The following is a 14,984-nucleotide window of genomic DNA, read 5'->3' as shown; positions in this document are numbered from 1 at the left end:
CCACGCTAGACGCTCCGCGCGCCCGGCCGCAGCGGCGCCCGACGCGCGGGGCGGTCCGCGCACCGCGGCGGCGGGTAGCGTGGCGGCGTGCCCCACCGTCCCACCACCACGACGGCTGCCGCGTGCGGTGCGCTCCTGGCCCTGTCGGCGTGCGCGTCCACGGCGCACGTCACCGTCGCCCCCCACGCGACCGACCCCGTCTGCGCGTCCGTCGTGCTCGCGCTGCCCGCCTCGCTCGGGGACGGCCTGGACCGGGTCGACACCGACGCGCAGGCGACCGCGGCGTGGGGCGACCCCCGGGCGGCCGTGGTCCTGCGGTGCGGCGTCGAGCCGCTGGGGCCGACGACCGAGCGGTGCCAGTCCGTCACGACACCGCAGGGCCCGACGGTCGACTGGGTGGTGGTCGAGGACGACGGGCGGTGGACGTTCACCACCTACGGGCGGGTGCCGGCCGTCGAGCTGGTCGTGCCGCAGGCGGTCGCGACGACGCGCTCGACGTCGTTCGTCGACCTGCTGGGACCGGCCGTCGCGCTCACGGAGCAGGAGCGCCGGTGCCTGTGACGTGCCCGCGCCGGCGCGAGCACGGCGCGGGTGAGGTCAGCGCAGACCCGTCGGACGCTCGAGGGCCAGCCCGACGAGCTCGTCGACGAGCGTCGCGTAGTCGACGCCCGTGACGTCCCACATCCGCGGGTACATCGAGTACGGCGTGAAGCCGGGCATCGTGTTGATCTCGTTGACCACGACGTTGCCGTCGTCCGCCACGAACACGTCCACGCGTGCCAGGCCCTCGCACCCCACGGCCTCGAAGGCCCGCACGGCGACGTCCTGCACGCGCGCGACGACGTCGGCCGGCAGGTCGGCCGGGCACGCCAGGGTCACGCCCGCCTCGTCGAGGTACTTCGCCTCGAAGTCGTAGAACGCGTGCCGCGTGTCGGTCACGAGGATCTCGCCCGGCAGCGAGGCGCGCGGCGAGGCACCTGCGCGCCCGCCGAGCACGCCGCACTCGATCTCCCGGCCGACGAGGGCGGCCTCGACGATCACCTTGGGGTCGTGCTCCCGCGCGGCGGCGACGGCGGCCGGCAGGTCCGCCGCGTCGTCGACGCGGGAGATGCCCAGGCTCGATCCCGCGCGGGCCGGCTTGACGAACAGCGGCAGACCGAGGTCGGCGACGACCGCGCCGTACGTCGCGGCGTCGACCTCGCGACCGGCGGGCAGGACGCGGAACGGGCCCACGGTGAGCCCCGAGCCGGCCAGCACGAGCTTCATCATGTGCTTGTCCATGCCGACCGCCGAGGCCAGCACGCCCGACCCCACGTAGCGGACGTCGGCCAGCTCGAGCAGTCCCTGCAGGGTGCCGTCCTCCCCGAACGGGCCGTGCAGCAGGGGGAAGACCACGTCCACGGCACCCAGGGGCGCGGCCAGCTCGCCGTCGCGCACCACCCGGACCTCGCGGTCCGCGGTGCCCTGCGGCAGCAGCACGTGGGTGGCCGTGTCCTCGACCTCGGGCAGACGCCCGTCGCGGATGACCCAGCGGTCCGGGTCGTCGTCCGCCAGGACCCACTGGCCCGCCCGCGTGATGCCGACCGCGACGACGTCGTACCGGTCGCGGTCGATCGCCCGCAGCACGCCGCCCGCGGTCGCGCAGCTGATCGCGTGCTCGCCGGACCGGCCGCCGAACAGCACCATGACCCGGGGGCGCCGACCTCCCGAGGTACCGCCGCTCGCGGTGGGGCTGCCGTCGTCGGTCGGGGCGATCCTCGTGGCGTCCATCGCGCACAGACCCTACCCTCCCGACCGCGCCCGGGTGCCGCGCACGCACCACCGCCGTCCGGCGTACCCTGCGACGCGTGACGACCCCGGCACCCACGCCCCCGAGCCCGCACCGCTCCCCGGCGGGCGGCCCGTCACCGCGCACGCTCGCGGTCAGCGCGGGACGCCCCCCGCGCGCGCCGGGCGGGTCGCTCAACCCGCCGGTCGTGCTGACGTCGACGTTCGTCTCGCAGGGCACGCCGCCGGCCGGGGAGCACCTGTACGGGCGGATCGGCACCCCCGCCTGGGAGCCCTTCGAGGAGGCCCTGGCGGCGCTCGAGCGGACCGACCACGCGGCGACGGGGCGACCGGGCGGCGGTCCCCCGGCCACCGTCTTCGCCTCCGGGATGGCGGCCATCGACGCCGCCCTCGCGCTCGTCCCCGTGGGCGGTCGCGTCGTGGTGCCGCGCCACGCCTACCAGGTCACGCTCGTGCTCCTGCGCGAGCAGGCCGAGCGCGGCCTGCTGCGGGTGGACGCCGTCGACGTCGCGGACACCGACGCCGTCGTCGCGGCGGTACGCGGTGACGGCGAGCCCGCGGCGATGCTGTGGCTGGAGTCGCCGACCAACCCGATGCTCGAGGTGGCCGACGTGCCGGCGCTCGTCGCCGCGGCGCACGACGCGGGATGCCTCGTCGTCGTCGACAGCACGTTCGCGACGCCGCTCGTGCAGCGCCCCCTCGCGCACGGCGCGGACGTCGTCGTGCACTCCGTCACCAAGTACCTGGCGGGGCACTCGGACGTCGTCCTCGGCGCCACGGTCACCGACGACCCGGCGCTGCACGCGCGGCTGGTGGCGCACCGCACGACGCACGGCGCGATCGCCGGACCGTTCGAGGTGTGGCTCGCGCTGCGGGGCCTGCGCACGCTCGCGCTGCGGGTCGAGCGCGCCCAGGCCAACGCCGGCGAGCTGGCCCGCAGGCTCGCGGAGCACGCGCACGTCGTCGAGGTCCGCTACCCCGGGCTGCCGCACGACCCGGGGCACGCTCGGGCGGCGGCCCAGATGGACGGCTTCGGTGCCATCATCGGGCTGCGACCCGTCGGCGGTCCTGCCGGGGCCGACGCGCTCGTCGCCGCCGTCGACCTGTGGGTGCCGGCCACGAGCCTCGGCGGGGTGGAGTCGACGCTCGAGCGTCGCCGCCGCTTCGCGACCGAGTCCGCGACCGTCCCGCAGGACCTCGTGCGGCTGTCCGTCGGCATCGAGGACGTCGAGGACCTGTGGGCGGACCTCGACCGTGCGCTGAGCGCCGCGGCGGGGAGCTGACCGCGGCGGGTCCGCCCGACGCGGTCAGGTCGTCGGCGGCGGGGCGTCAGACGCCCTCGGCCCGGTGGGGCCGCGCCAGGAGCAGACCTGCCAGGCGGTCGACCGGCAGGTCCTCGTGCAGCACCTGCACCACGGCGGAGGTGATGGGCATCTCCACGCCGAGCGACGTCGCCAGCTCGAGCACCGAGCGGCAGGACTTGACCCCCTCGGCCGTGCCTCCGGTCGCCACGACGGCCTGGTCGAGGCTCATCCCCCGGCCGATGTGCACCCCGAGGGTGTGGTTGCGCGAGTCGGGCGACGCGCACGTGGCCATGAGGTCGCCCATGCCGGCGAGCCCGGGGAAGGTGTCCGCGTCGGCGCCCAGCGCGAGGCCCAGCCGGGTGATCTCCACCAGGCCCCGGGTGATGACCGTGGCCATCGTGTTGTACCCCATGCCGCGGCCCTGGGAGATGCCGACGGCCAGCGCGATGACGTTCTTCACCGCACCGCACAGCTCGACGCCGACGACGTCCGGGTTCGTGTACGGGCGGAAGTAGGACGAGGCGCACGCCTGCGCCACGAGCCGGGCGGTCGCGTCGCTCGTCGAGGCGACCACGGTGGCCGTGGGCTGCCGCTGCGCGATCTCGCGCGCGAGGTTGGGGCCCGACAGCACGGCGACGCGGTCCGCGTCGATGCCCAGGCTCTGGGCGACCACCTCGCTCATCCGCTGGTCGGTGTCGAGCTCGACGCCCTTCATGAGCGAGACGACCACCGCGTGCCCGGGGACGGCGTCCGCCAGCGGCACGAGCACGTCGCGCGCCCGCTGCGATGGCACGGCGACCGCCACGACGTCGGCGTCGGCCACGGCAGCCCGCGCGTCGCCCGTCGCCGTGACGCCGGCCGGCAGGTCGATGCCGGGCAGGTAGCGCGAGTTGCGGCCGTCGCGGGCGATCTCCTCGACCGTCGCGGCGTCGCGGCCCCAGACGGTGACGGCGCAGCCCGCGTCCGCGAGCACCGCAGCGAACGTCGTCCCCCAGCTGCCCGACCCGAGCACGGTCGCGCGCAGCGGCGCGTCCGCCGGCGTCACGTCGCGCTCCCCTCGCCGGTCGCGCGCCGCCGGCGCATGTCGAACGGCTCGGCGGGTGCCTGCTCGCCCCGGACCTGCTCGAGCAGCTCCGTGATGGCCGCCATGACGCGCTCGGTCGCCTCGCGCAGCGTCGCGGTGTCGTGCGGGCGGTCGTACAGGTCGGACAGGTCGACCGGAGGGCCGGCGACGACCACGACCTTCTTGCGCGGGACGGGCCTGAGCACCTTGCCGTAGCGCGCGAGGAGGTCCTGCATGCCCCACTGCGCGACGGGCACGACGGGCGCCCGGGTGGTGAGGGCGAGCCGCGCCACGCCCGTGCGCCCGACCATCGGCCACAGGTCCGGGTCGCGCGTCAGCGTGCCCTCGGGGAAGACGGCGACGCACTCGCCCTGCTCGACGGCCGTCACGGCCGACCGCAGGGAGTCGCCGGCGGCTGCCGTCTCCCGGTGGACCGGGATCTGGCCGGTCGCGCGCAGGACCGGCCCGACGACCGGCACCCGGAACAGGGAGGCCTTGGCCAGGACTCGCGGCACGTGCCCGTGGTCCCAGAGGTAGTGGGCGAACGTCAGCGGGTCCACCTCGGTGAGGTGGTTGGCGACGGCGATGAACCCGCCGTCGGCCGGCAGGTGCTCGGCACCGTGCCAGTCGGGGCGGGTCGTCGCGAACAGGAACGTGCGCACGATCCGTGCGACGTTGCGGTAGGCGAGGTTGGAACGCGGCGGCGACGGCACGGGAACCGATGGTAGCCGCGGCGGCGGGACGATCCGTCCGCCGTCCGGGTCAGCGCCGCGCGTCCTCCTCACGGCTGAACTGGGCGCCCAGGGCCTCCAGCTTCTCGGCGAAGCGCTCGTAGCCCCGGTCGATGAGGCTGATCCCGCGCACGGCCGAGGTGCCCTTGGCGGCGAGCGCCGCGATGAGGTGGCTGAACCCGCCGCGCAGGTCGGGGACCTCGATCTCGGCGGCCGACAGGGGCGTCGGGCCGGAGATCACGGCGGAGTGGTAGAAGTTGCGCTGGCCGAAGCGGCACGGCCGACCCCCGAGGCACTCCTTGTAGACCTGGATCGTGGCGCCCATGCCGACGAGCGCGTCGACGAACCCGAACCGGTTCTCGTAGACCGTCTCGTGCACGATCGACAGGCCACGCGCCTGCGTCAGCGCGACGACCAGCGGCTGCTGCCAGTCGGTCATGAACCCGGGGTGCACGTCCGTCTCGAGCTGGATCGAGCGCAGGTCGCCGCCGGGGTGGAAGAACCGGATCCCGTGGTCGTCGATGGTGAACTCGCCGCCCACCTTGCGGAACGTGTTGAGGAACGTCGTCATCTCGGGCTGCGTCGCGCCCCGCACGTAGACGTCACCGCCCGTCGCCAGCGCCGCGGAGGCCCAGGACGCCGCCTCGATGCGGTCGGACAGCGCCGTGTGCTGGAAGCCGATGAGCCGGTCGACGCCCTCGATGCGGATGACGCGGTCGGTGTCCACCGAGATGATCGCGCCCATCTTCTGCAGGACGTTGATGAGGTCCATGATCTCGGGCTCGATGGCGGCGTTCGCCAGCTCGGTGATGCCCTCGGCGCGCACGGCCGTCAGGAGCAGCTGTTCGGTGGCTCCCACGCTGGGGTACGGCAGCGCGATCTTGGTGCCCTGCAGGCGGTGCGGCGCGCGGATGTGGATGCCGTTGTCGGTCTTGTCGACCACCGCACCGAACTGCCGCAGGATGTCGAGGTGGAAGTTGATCGGACGGTCCCCGATGCGGCACCCGCCGAGGTCGGGGATGAACGCCTCGCCGAGCCGGTGCAGCAGCGGGCCGCAGAAGAGGATCGGGATGCGGCTGGAGCCCGCGTGCGCGTCGATGTCGGCCACGTGGGCGGACTCGACGTCCGTCGGGTCGAGGCTGATCGTGCCGGCCGCGTCGTCGATGTCGACGCGCACGCCGTGCAGGCGCAGCAGGCCGGACACGACGGCGACGTCGCGGATCGCCGGGACGTTGCGCAGCTCGCTCGGCGTCTCGCCGAGCAGGGCCGCGACCATCGCCTTGGAGACGAAGTTCTTGGCTCCTCGGACGGTGATCTCGCCGCGCAGCGGGTTGCCACCGTCGACGTACAGCAGGTCGCTCATGGACACATCGTCCCCCACCTCGGGGGGTGCGCGCGTCATCCGCGGGCACCGGTCGGCGGTTCTCGCAGAACCCTCACAACGCGCGCGGACGGGCACGCGGGTCCTCCGCGTGCCCGTCCGGGTGATGGCGCAGGTCAGACGCCGCGCGTGGGGCCCAGGTCGAGCGTCACGACCGGGCGGGCCGGGCGCACCTCGACCGGCGGCAGGTGCTTCGCGGGCAGCGTGGCGGGCCGCCACGGCTCCCGGCGCTGCTCGAACGCCGTGATCTCGTCGGCGTGCTGCAGCGTCAGGCCGATGTCGTCGAGGCCCTCCATGAGCCGCCAGCGCGTGTAGTCGTCGACCTGGAAGGGCACGACCACGTCGTCGCACGTCACGGTGCGCGACGCGAGGTCGACCGTGACCTCCGTGCCGGGGCGCGTCTCGAGGATCTTCCACAGCAGCTCGACGTCCTCCTGGGCGACCTGCGCGGCGAGGAGCCCCTGCTTTCCCGAGTTGCCACGGAAGATGTCGGCGAAGCGCGCCGAGATCACGACCCGGAAGCCGTAGTCCTTCAGCGCCCACACGGCGTGCTCGCGCGAGGACCCCGTGCCGAAGTCGGGGCCGGCGACGAGGACCGAGCCGGCCTTGTAGGCGTCCTGGTTGAGCAGGAACCCCGGGTCGCCGCGCCACGCGGCGAACAGGGCGTCCTCGAAGCCGGTGCGCGTGACCCGCTTGAGGTACACGGCGGGGATGATCTGGTCGGTGTCGACGTTGCTGCGTCGCAGCGGGACGCCGACCCCGGTGTGCTGGGTGAACTTCTCCATGATGGTCCTACCTGGGGTCTCGAGGGGGCGTCAGACGGACTGCAGCGCGTCGTCGGGGTCGAGCGGGCTGCCGTCCGGCACGGGCACGTCGGCGCCGAGGTCGGCGACCGAGGAGAGCGTGCCGCGGATCGCGGTGGCGGCCGCGACGAGCGGCGAGACGAGGTGGGTGCGCCCGCCCTTGCCCTGCCGACCCTCGAAGTTGCGGTTGGAGGTCGACGCCGACCGCTCCTGCGGGGCCAGCTGGTCGGGGTTCATGCCGAGGCACATCGAGCAGCCGGCGTTGCGCCACTCGGCACCGAAGTCGAGGAAGATCCGGTCGAGCCCCTCGGCCTCGGCCTGCAGCCGCACGCGCGCCGAGGCGGGCACGACCAGGACGCGCACGTCCTGCGCCTTCTTGCGGTCCTTGACGAGCTTGGCCACGGCGCGCAGGTCCTCGATGCGGCCGTTGGTGCACGAGCCGATGAAGACGGTGTCCACCTTGATGTCACGCAGCGGCTGGCCCGGGGTCAGGCCCATGTACTCGATCGCGCGCTCGGCGGCGACCCGCTCGTTGGCGTCGGCGATCTGCTCGGGGACCGGGACGTTGCCGGAGAGCGGCAGCCCCTGGCCGGGGTTGGTCCCCCACGTGACGAAGGGCTCCAGGTCCGCGGCCTCGAGCACGACCTCGGCGTCGAAGACGGCGTCGTCGTCGGTCCGCAGCGTCCGCCAGTACTCCACGGCGGCGTCCCAGTCGGCGCCCTCGGGCGCGTGCGGGCGTCCCTTGAGGTACTCGAACGTGGTCTCGTCGGGTGCGATCATGCCCGCGCGGGCGCCGGCCTCGATCGACATGTTGCAGATCGTCATGCGCCCCTCCATGGAGAGCCGACGGATCGCCTCGCCGCGGTACTCCAGGACGTAGCCCTGACCGCCGCCGGTGCCGATCTTGGCGATGATGGCCAGGATGATGTCCTTGGCGCTCGCCCCGATCGGGAGCTCGCCGTTCACCGTGACCGCCATGGTCCTGAACGGGGCGAGGGGCAGCGTCTGCGTGGCCAGCACGTGCTCGACCTCGCTGGTGCCGATGCCGAACGCGAGCGCACCGAAGGCGCCGTGCGTCGAGGTGTGCGAGTCGCCGCAGACGACGGTCAGCCCCGGCTGCGTCAGGCCGAGCTGCGGACCGACCTGGTGGACGATCCCCTGGTCCGCGTCGCCGAGGGAGTGGATCCGCACGCCGAACTCCGCGGCGTTGTTGCGCAGCGTGTCGATCTGCGTGCGGCTCGTCAGGTCGGCGATGGGGCGGTCGATGTCGAGCGTCGGGGTGTTGTGGTCCTCCGTCGCCAGCGTGAGATCGGGACGACGTACCGGCCGGTGGGCGAGCCGCAGCCCCTCGAAGGCCTGCGGGCTCGTGACCTCGTGCACGAGGTGCAGGTCGATGTACAGCAGGTCCGGGGCACCGTCCGTGCCGCGGCGCACGACGTGCGCCTCCCAGACCTTCTCCGCCAGCGTGCCGGCCATGTTCGTCGTTCCTCTCGTCCGGGCGGGGGTCTCCCGGGTCACCGTGCCGATGACTGTCTGCCGGGGGGCGTGTGTCCCCCGGCTTGCATCTCAGCCTGCGAGACGCCAATATCGACCTATGGACAACTCTAGCGGAGTCGGCGTCCTGGACAAGGCCGCGTCGGTGCTGAGCGCCCTGGAGGCCGGACCCGCGACCCTCGCACAGCTGGTCGCCGCCACCCATCTTGCCCGCCCGACGGCCCATCGCCTCGCCGTGGCGCTCGAGCACCACCGCCTCGTGGCGCGCGACCTGCAGGGCAGGTTCGTCCTCGGGCCGCGGCTCTCGGAGCTCGCGACGGCCGCCGGTGAGGACCGGCTGCTGGCCGCGGCCGGTCCGGTGCTCACGCTGCTGCGCGACCACACCGGGGAGAGCGCGCAGCTGTACCGCCGGCAGGGCGACCAGCGCATCTGCGTCGCCGCGGCCGAGCGACCCATCGGGCTGCGCGACTCGATCCCCGTCGGAGCGACGCTCACGATGCAGGCGGGGTCGGCCGCCCAGGTGCTGCTGGCCTGGGAGGAGCCCGACCGTCTGCACCGCGGGCTGCAGGGCGCCAAGTTCACCGCGACGATCCTGTCCGGCGTCCGCCGCCGCGGCTGGGCCCAGTCCGTGTCGGAGCGCGAGGTCGGTGTCGCCTCCGTCTCCGCGCCGGTGCGGGGGCCCTCGGGGCGCGTCGTGGCCGCCGTCTCCGTCTCGGGACCGCTGGAGCGGCTCTCCCGGCAGCCGGGCCGCCTGCACGCGGCCGCCGTGGCCTCGGCGGCGAACCGCCTCACCGAGGTCCTGCGGCGGACTGCCGACTGAGCGTCGGGAGCGACCCGGGGCCTCGCCGCAGGCTCCGGGTCGCTCCCGGAGGAGCAGGAGGGGTCAGGCGCTGCAGGCCTCGGCCACGCACGAAGAAGGCCCGGTCACCTGTGGTGACCGGGCCTTCGACCGTACCCCCGACCGGATTCGAACCGGCGCTACCGCCGTGAGAGGGCGGCGTGCTAGGCCGCTACACAACGGGGGCCTTGCGCACGACCCGTAAGTCGTGTGCCGAGTGGATACTCTACCCGACGATCACCGTGAGCTGACAACTCGCGGCGTCCGCGGGCCCGCCACCAGGGCGGACGCGTCCGTGCTGCCACCAGGTTCTCACCCGATGGACGGCGCTGGGGTACCAGGACTCGAACCTAGACTAACTGAACCAGAATCAGTCGTGCTGCCAATTACACCATACCCCACGGGCTGTGACAGGCCACGGGGGCCCGAGCACAGCACCATCCGGTCGGCGCCTTGCGGCCCCGTACCGGCGGTGAACACTACCCGAGCGAGGGCCGCTCGGTCCAACCGGCCCTCGGCCCCCACCCCCGGCCCTCGGGGCGTCACCGTCAGGGGACGGGGATCTGCGCGATCTCGGAGACGTCGTACCAGAGCAGGTCGCGCTCGTCGAGGCGCTCGAGCGCCGCCTCGTCACCGGCAGCGGCAGCCGCGACGTCGGGCGCGGCCGCGGGCTCGTCCACGTGCACGCTCACGACCTGGCCCAGGTCGACGTCGCCCACCACCTCGACGGCCGACGGCACGGGCGCGTCGTCGAGGGCGCGGACGTACGCGTCGGGAACGTCGGCCGCGACGACGACGCGCAGCGCGGGCGCCTCCGGAGCACCGGCGAGCAGCACGAGGGACCCGTCGGCGGCGCCGGCCTGGGCCGCGTACTCCCAGCCCTCGTCGTCCTCCTCGGGCCACAGCGCGCGCAGCGCGGGTGTGACGGCGTGGGCGACGCGCGGTGCCGGCAGCACCGGGTCGACGCGCTGGAGCTCGGCCAGGGTCACGGGCAGGTAGACGCGCACGCGACCAGTGTGCCCGCACCGGGCGCCTCAGCCGACCGGCACCCGCACCCCCGGCGCGTCGGCCCGCACCATGGCCGCCACGTCGGCCGCGAGCGCGGCCAGGCTCCGGCGCGCGGGCGAGCCCGGCGCCACCTCCCGCAGCGCGCGCCCCTCGAGCATCGCGGTGTCGACGGCGGAACGGTCCTCGGGGACGAGCAGGACGTCCTCGACGCCCGCGTACCGCGCCAGCGCCGCGGCGACCGCCTCCCCCGGGCGCACGCCCGCGACGGTCGGTCGCACGCGGTTGACGACCACGCGGCGCGCCGGGGCCAGCCCGCGGTCCGAGAGGTCGGCCAGCGCGCGCACGAGGCGCTGGACGCCCACGGGGTCGCCGGCCCCCACGACGACGACGAGGTCGGCCTGCTCCAGCGCCGTCAGGGTCGCCGCGTTGCGAGCCGGAGCGCGGGTGTCGTAGCTGAGCATCTCGTCCTGCTCCAGGCAGAAGCCCGTGTCGAGGACCGTGACGTCCGCGAGCGCCCGCGCCTGCGAGAGCACCACCTCGAGCGAGCTCGCGGGCAGCTCCGGCCAGCGGTCGGCGCGCGAGATGCCCGAGAGCAGACGCAGGTCCGGCAGCACGACCGGCGCCAGGCGGGCGAGCGTTGTCAGGTCCAGCGCGCCCTGCCCCGCGGCGCGGGCGGCCGCGGCGACGCCCGGCGCCTCGTCGAGCACCCCGAGGACCTGCGCGACCACGCCGCCGTAGGTGTCGGCGTCGACCAGCAGCGTCGAGCGACCCAGCGCCGCGAGCTCCGCGGCGAGGTTGACGGCCACCAGGGTGCGCCCCGGCGCCCCCGTGGGCCCCCACACCGCGACCGTCGTCCCGCGTCGCGTGGGCGTCACGGGGGCCGGTGCCGCGACGGGCGCCAGCGGTCCGTCGCCGAGCACGGCGAGCGCCTCGCGCACGACGTCGGGGACGTCGCCGTCGCCCGTCATGTCGACGACCAGGTCGGCGCCGTTCGCCGCCAGCCGCTCCGCGAGCCACGGCCGGGTCGGGTCACCCAGGCCGACGACCCGCACCCCGCACCGGTGCAGGACCGCGACCGCCTCCCGGTCGAGCCGCTCGAGGTCGCCCGAGACGACCGCCAGACCACCCAGGCCCGCCTCGGCGGCCGCGAGCAGCTCGGTGAGGTCGGCGCACCTCCGCGTCACCGACAGCCGACCACCGGACCCCTCCACCGCCTGGACGATCGCCGACTCGGCGGCTCCCTGGACCGCGCACAGCACCCCGACGCCCACGTCAGGCCCCCGGCACGGGGACGACGTCGACCGTGCCCCCGCCCGCCAGCGCACCGAGCACCGTGGGCAGGTCCTCGACGGGCACGAGCACGTGCACCGTCCGGGCGCCTCCGCTCGCGAACGCCCCGTCGGAGCTGCTCAGCTCGGCGACGGTGAGGGCTGCGGCCAGCTCGCGGGGCGTCGTGTCGCCGGCCGGCTCCTGGGCCAGCGCGCTCGTCGGGGCCGCCGGGGTGAACCACAGGTCGACGCGCGAGCCGGCGACCAGGCCGCCGGGGGCGGGACCGGACAGGGTGACGGGGACGGCACGGACGTCGAGGTCCGCGGCGGACCCGACGGCCGCGGCCGGGACGAGCTCGCCGGCGCCGACCGTGCGCAGGAGCACCGACGCCTCGGGCAGCGGCTCGTCGGCGCGCAGGTAGCCGTCGACGTGGTCCGCGAGGCGCACGTCCGCGACCACGAGCGTGGCGGTGCTCAGCGCAGCGCCCGGCACGAGCACGTCCCGCGCGACGTACACCGGGACGGTGCGCTGGGCGGTGGTCACGGCCCAGCTGCCGAGCGCGACGGACGCCGCGATGAGCGCGAGCCCGACGAGCAGCCGGGGGTCGCGCCAGCCGGGTCGCCGCAGGCGTGCGGCCGTGGGGGCGGGGAGGTCGAGCACGGACGTGTCCACGGGGGCTCCTGGTCAGCGGGGACGGCGGTGGCGCCGGGGCCGGGTGCGGTGCGGGCCGCTCACCGCGGCGGGCGCCCGGCAGGGGCGGCAGGACGAGTGTGGCGTGCGCCGGGGGGCTCGTGGGGCGGGTCGGGACGAGCCTGTGGACAACCGTCCGACCGGGTGACGCCGTGCGAGACTTCGGGCATGGCACCGAGGTTCCTGACGCTCGCCGACGTGTCCGAGATCCTCAACATCTCGGCGCCGCAGGCGTACGCGCTCGTCCGCTCCGGAGAGCTGCCCGCGATCCAGATCGGCGGGCGCATGCAGTGGCGCGTCGAGTCCAGCGAGCTGGAGTCGTACATCGCGCGCATGTACGCGGAGACCCGCGCGCGCAACGCCCACGGCGCGACGTCCGAGGGCACGGTCTGACAGGTCGCGCTCACCGCGACACCACCGCGAGCAGGGCGTGGAACGGCACGCTGATCCCGCGCCCGGGCGGTGACTCGAGGGCGAGGTCGACGTGGTCCGCGCCGACGCGGTCGAGGCGTCCCGTGTGGACGCCCGCGTCCGTGTGCAGCGACACCCGCTCGCGGTCCCGCGCGAGCGCCCGGAGCACGTGACCGAGGCCGAGTGCCGACTCGAGCCTGCCCGCAGGCGGAGCAACCCGTGCGCCCAGGCCCTCCACGGTGCGGACGGCGGCGGTCGGGACCACCGCCCGGCTCCCGGCCCCCAGGTCGAGCAGGACCCACTGCTCGGCAGCGTCGGTGACGATCCCCTCGAGCCGCTCGCCGAGCGCCGTCACCAGGCGCAGGCGCGACCCGGTGGCGGCCCGTAGCCGGTCCGTCAGGGTCACCCGGGACCTCTCCGCGCGCGTGAGCTCCGCCACGTCCCACCGGGCCTCGTCCGCGCGCCCGGCGGCGAGCTGCGCCTCGAGGTCGGTGAACAGCTGCTCCCAGCGGTGCGTGCCGCCCGGAGGTCGGGATCCCGTCGTCTCGCCCGTCACGGATCGGACCCTACTGGACATACCCGGCACGCTTCGACTACACCTGTCCCCACCAGACTTCATCAAACGACATCAAACTGCATCATCGAGGAGCATCGTGACCGACCAGCCGCAGTCCCGCCTCCCGCGTCCGCCGCGGCCCGCCGCCGCCGCCCTCGGTCTGGTGCTGGTCGGCGCGGTGGCGCTCCTCGTCGCCGCCGGGCTCGGGCTCTGGGTCGCCGACCAGGTCGGGGCGACGCGCCTGTGGCGCGTCGAGTCGGTCGTGGCGCCCCTCGTCGTCGCCGTCGGCGCGCTCGCCGCGGCGTGGGTCGGCGTCTCGGCGTCGGTCGCGGGGGCCTGTGCCGCCGTCCGCGCCGCCGGCGGGGCGTGGCGGCTCGGCGAGGTCGCCGTCCAGCGCTGGGCCCCGGGGCTCGTGCGCCGCGCTCTCGTCGTCGCCCTCGCGGCCGGGGTGGGGCTCGGCGGTGCCGTGGGGGCCACCGCCAGCACCCCGGCACCGCCTCCGGCGACCGTCGCCGCCGCCGACCTCGGCTGGACGCCGACGAGCACCACGCTCGGCACGCCGTCGATCGACACCCCCACGACCGTCGACGCGGCAGCCGTCCCCGACTCCCCGGCCGATCCCGCCCGTGCCGAGACCGGCGTGGCGGACGACGCGGACGCCCGGCTCGACTCCCCTGCGCCGGCGGACGCCCCCGCGGCGGGAGCGACCACCCACGACGGCGGCGCGACGGGAGCGGTCCCGGTCGCCGCCCCGCTGCCGGCGGTCGGCGGCACGACGCCCGGCGCTCCACCGTCCGCCCCGGTGTCCGCACCCACCGGGACGGTCACGGTCCGACCGGGTGACACGCTGTGGGGCCTGGCCGCCCGCGCCCTGGGACCGGACGCGTCGGACGCCGCCATCGCCGCGGAGTGGCCGCGCTGGTACGCCGCGAACGCGGCGACGATCGGCGCCGATCCCGACGTCCTGCAGCCCGGCCAGGTGCTCACCGTCCCGACGACGACCGACGGGGGTGCGCGATGAGCACGATGCAGCACGACGACGTCCCCACGGCCGTGGAGGACGCGGTGGCGCGCCTCGACGCCGACCGCACCCTGCCACCGGCGCAGCCCGTCGGTGCGGCGGCCGCGACGCGCCGACGCCCGCCCCGACTGCGGCTGGTGCCGACGCTGCCCGTCACCCCCGCACCGCACCCGACCGGTCCCTCGGCGCCCCCGCCCCTGCTGCGCGACCGGGCCCGGCTGGTCGCCGCCACCCGGCTGCGGACGCCGGTCGACGACGACGACGACCGTGGTGCCGAGCCGGTCACCGACGCCGGCCGGTTCGCGCACGGGGTCGGGCTGGCGTGCGTCGAGGTCGCGCTGGGTCGCCGGCCGGCGGCGCAGCTCGCACGCTGGGTCGTGCCCGCGGTCCTCGAGTCGCTCCAGGAGCGTGCGGACCTGGTCCGGCGCAGCGGTGTGCTCACCCACTCCCGGGTGCCGACGGCGCGACGGGTCCGGGTGTGCCCGGTCGACGGCCACACCGCCGAGGCGTGCCTCGTCGTGGACGACGGTGTCCGGGTGCGCGCGGTGGCCCTGCGGCTGGAGGCGCACCGCGGCGCGTGGCGCGTGGCCACGCTCGAGATCGGCTGACCCGTGGCACGCCGCCGGT

The 14,984-nt window shown here is 75.4% G+C and carries 16 protein-coding genes and 2 tRNA genes; 6 read left to right on the top strand and 12 right to left on the bottom strand.

What is annotated here, in order from left to right:
- The first annotated feature begins 87 nt into the window (after positions 1–87).
- On the top strand, positions 88–561 hold the full coding sequence (locus Cph01nite_RS07275) for a DUF3515 family protein (protein WP_203672718.1): 474 nt from the start codon (positions 88–90) through the stop codon (positions 559–561).
- 36 nt (positions 562–597) lie between these two features.
- Here Cph01nite_RS07275 and Cph01nite_RS07270 read toward each other — a convergent pair whose 3' ends face one another.
- Positions 598–1,770 carry a D-alanine--D-alanine ligase family protein gene (locus Cph01nite_RS07270; RefSeq protein ID WP_203672716.1) on the bottom strand — a complete coding sequence of 391 codons (1,173 nt, stop codon included), beginning with the start codon at positions 1,768–1,770 and terminating at the stop codon, positions 598–600.
- A 77-nt stretch (positions 1,771–1,847) separates the two neighbouring features.
- Between Cph01nite_RS07270 and Cph01nite_RS07265 the strand changes: the two genes are divergently transcribed.
- Positions 1,848–3,071, top strand: coding sequence for a trans-sulfuration enzyme family protein (locus tag Cph01nite_RS07265; protein ID WP_203672714.1), 1,224 nt, complete (start codon positions 1,848–1,850; stop codon positions 3,069–3,071).
- A 46-nt stretch (positions 3,072–3,117) separates the two neighbouring features.
- On the opposite strand, the gene Cph01nite_RS07260 is transcribed toward Cph01nite_RS07265, so the two are convergent.
- The 5 genes from Cph01nite_RS07260 to leuC form a co-directional block, all read right to left on the bottom strand.
- On the bottom strand, positions 3,118–4,137 hold the full coding sequence (locus Cph01nite_RS07260) for an NAD(P)H-dependent glycerol-3-phosphate dehydrogenase (protein ID WP_239069110.1): 1,020 nt from the start codon (positions 4,135–4,137) through the stop codon (positions 3,118–3,120).
- A complete protein-coding gene (locus Cph01nite_RS07255) occupies positions 4,134–4,868 on the bottom strand; it encodes a lysophospholipid acyltransferase family protein (protein WP_203672712.1) in 735 nt (244 codons plus the stop codon). Before Cph01nite_RS07255 ends, Cph01nite_RS07260 begins: the two co-directional genes overlap by 4 nt.
- 49 nt (positions 4,869–4,917) lie before the next feature.
- Positions 4,918–6,249: a UDP-N-acetylglucosamine 1-carboxyvinyltransferase gene (murA, locus tag Cph01nite_RS07250; RefSeq protein ID WP_203672710.1), complete on the bottom strand. Its 1,332-nt coding sequence runs from the start codon at positions 6,247–6,249 to the stop codon at positions 4,918–4,920.
- A gap of 134 nt (positions 6,250–6,383) precedes the next feature.
- Positions 6,384–7,052, bottom strand: coding sequence for a 3-isopropylmalate dehydratase small subunit (leuD, locus tag Cph01nite_RS07245; RefSeq protein ID WP_203672705.1), 669 nt, complete (start codon positions 7,050–7,052; stop codon positions 6,384–6,386).
- A 30-nt stretch (positions 7,053–7,082) separates the two neighbouring features.
- The gene (leuC, locus tag Cph01nite_RS07240; protein ID WP_203672704.1) at positions 7,083–8,546 is read right to left on the bottom strand and encodes a 3-isopropylmalate dehydratase large subunit; all 1,464 of its coding nucleotides are present in this window, start codon (positions 8,544–8,546) and stop codon (positions 7,083–7,085) included.
- A gap of 118 nt (positions 8,547–8,664) precedes the next feature.
- On the opposite strand from leuC, the gene Cph01nite_RS07235 reads away from it, so the two are divergent.
- Positions 8,665–9,384 (top strand): IclR family transcriptional regulator, encoded by a 720-nt coding sequence (locus tag Cph01nite_RS07235; protein ID WP_203672703.1) that lies wholly within the window; start codon positions 8,665–8,667, stop codon positions 9,382–9,384.
- Positions 9,385–9,516: 132 nt separating this feature from the next.
- Here Cph01nite_RS07235 and Cph01nite_RS07230 read toward each other — a convergent pair.
- The 5 genes from Cph01nite_RS07230 to Cph01nite_RS07210 all read right to left on the bottom strand — a co-directional run bounded on the left by Cph01nite_RS07230 (position 9,517) and on the right by Cph01nite_RS07210 (position 12,351).
- A tRNA-Glu gene (locus Cph01nite_RS07230) sits at positions 9,517–9,589 on the bottom strand.
- 142 nt (positions 9,590–9,731) lie between these two features.
- A tRNA-Gln gene (locus Cph01nite_RS07225) sits at positions 9,732–9,803 on the bottom strand.
- 147 nt (positions 9,804–9,950) lie between these two features.
- Entirely contained in the window at positions 9,951–10,409 is a 459-nt protein-coding gene (locus tag Cph01nite_RS07220) for a DUF6912 family protein (protein WP_203672702.1), read from the bottom strand.
- A gap of 27 nt (positions 10,410–10,436) precedes the next feature.
- The gene (locus tag Cph01nite_RS07215) at positions 10,437–11,681 is read right to left on the bottom strand and encodes a CpaE/TadZ family protein (protein ID WP_239069109.1); all 1,245 of its coding nucleotides are present in this window, start codon (positions 11,679–11,681) and stop codon (positions 10,437–10,439) included.
- A 1-nt stretch (position 11,682) separates the two neighbouring features.
- Positions 11,683–12,351, bottom strand: a complete 669-nt coding sequence (locus tag Cph01nite_RS07210) for a hypothetical protein (RefSeq protein ID WP_203672701.1) — start codon at positions 12,349–12,351, stop codon at positions 11,683–11,685.
- Between the two features lie 186 nt (positions 12,352–12,537).
- Here Cph01nite_RS07210 and Cph01nite_RS07205 point away from each other — a divergent pair, with 186 nt between their 5' ends.
- Positions 12,538–12,762, top strand: a complete 225-nt coding sequence (locus Cph01nite_RS07205; RefSeq protein ID WP_203672696.1) for a helix-turn-helix domain-containing protein — start codon at positions 12,538–12,540, stop codon at positions 12,760–12,762.
- Positions 12,763–12,772: 10 nt separating this feature from the next.
- On the opposite strand, the gene Cph01nite_RS07200 is transcribed toward Cph01nite_RS07205, so the two are convergent.
- Positions 12,773–13,336, bottom strand: a complete 564-nt coding sequence (locus Cph01nite_RS07200) for a hypothetical protein (RefSeq protein WP_203672694.1) — start codon at positions 13,334–13,336, stop codon at positions 12,773–12,775.
- Positions 13,337–13,433: 97 nt separating this feature from the next.
- On the opposite strand from Cph01nite_RS07200, the gene Cph01nite_RS07195 reads away from it, so the two are divergent.
- Positions 13,434–14,357 (top strand): LysM peptidoglycan-binding domain-containing protein, encoded by a 924-nt coding sequence (locus tag Cph01nite_RS07195; protein ID WP_239069108.1) that lies wholly within the window; start codon positions 13,434–13,436, stop codon positions 14,355–14,357.
- Complete coding sequence (locus tag Cph01nite_RS19060) at positions 14,354–14,965, top strand: Rv3235 family protein (protein ID WP_239069107.1); 612 nt, start codon at positions 14,354–14,356, stop codon at positions 14,963–14,965. Before Cph01nite_RS07195 ends, Cph01nite_RS19060 begins: the two co-directional genes overlap by 4 nt.
- Positions 14,966–14,984 lie beyond the last annotated feature (19 nt).

This window comes from Cellulomonas phragmiteti, from assembly GCF_016862775.1.
Classification (GTDB): domain Bacteria; phylum Actinomycetota; class Actinomycetes; order Actinomycetales; family Cellulomonadaceae; genus Cellulomonas; species Cellulomonas phragmiteti.
The sequence above is the reverse complement of the archived record's forward strand: the minus strand, read 5'-3'. Positions and strand labels throughout refer to the sequence as shown.

Bases quoted from the DNA above. Each gene is read 5' to 3' on its own strand.
- leuC (WP_203672704.1), bottom strand. From the start codon at position 8,546: ATGGCCGGCACGCTGGCGGAGAAGGTCTGGGAGGCGCACGTCGTGCGC.
- Cph01nite_RS07205 (WP_203672696.1), top strand. From the start codon at position 12,538: ATGGCACCGAGGTTCCTGACGCTCGCCGACGTGTCCGAGATCCTCAAC.
- leuD (WP_203672705.1), bottom strand. From the start codon at position 7,052: ATGGAGAAGTTCACCCAGCACACCGGGGTCGGCGTCCCGCTGCGACGC.
- Cph01nite_RS07235 (WP_203672703.1), top strand. From the start codon at position 8,665: ATGGACAACTCTAGCGGAGTCGGCGTCCTGGACAAGGCCGCGTCGGTG.
- Cph01nite_RS07270 (WP_203672716.1), bottom strand. From the start codon at position 1,770: ATGGACGCCACGAGGATCGCCCCGACCGACGACGGCAGCCCCACCGCG.
- Cph01nite_RS19060 (WP_239069107.1), top strand. From the start codon at position 14,354: ATGAGCACGATGCAGCACGACGACGTCCCCACGGCCGTGGAGGACGCG.
- murA (WP_203672710.1), bottom strand. From the start codon at position 6,249: ATGAGCGACCTGCTGTACGTCGACGGTGGCAACCCGCTGCGCGGCGAG.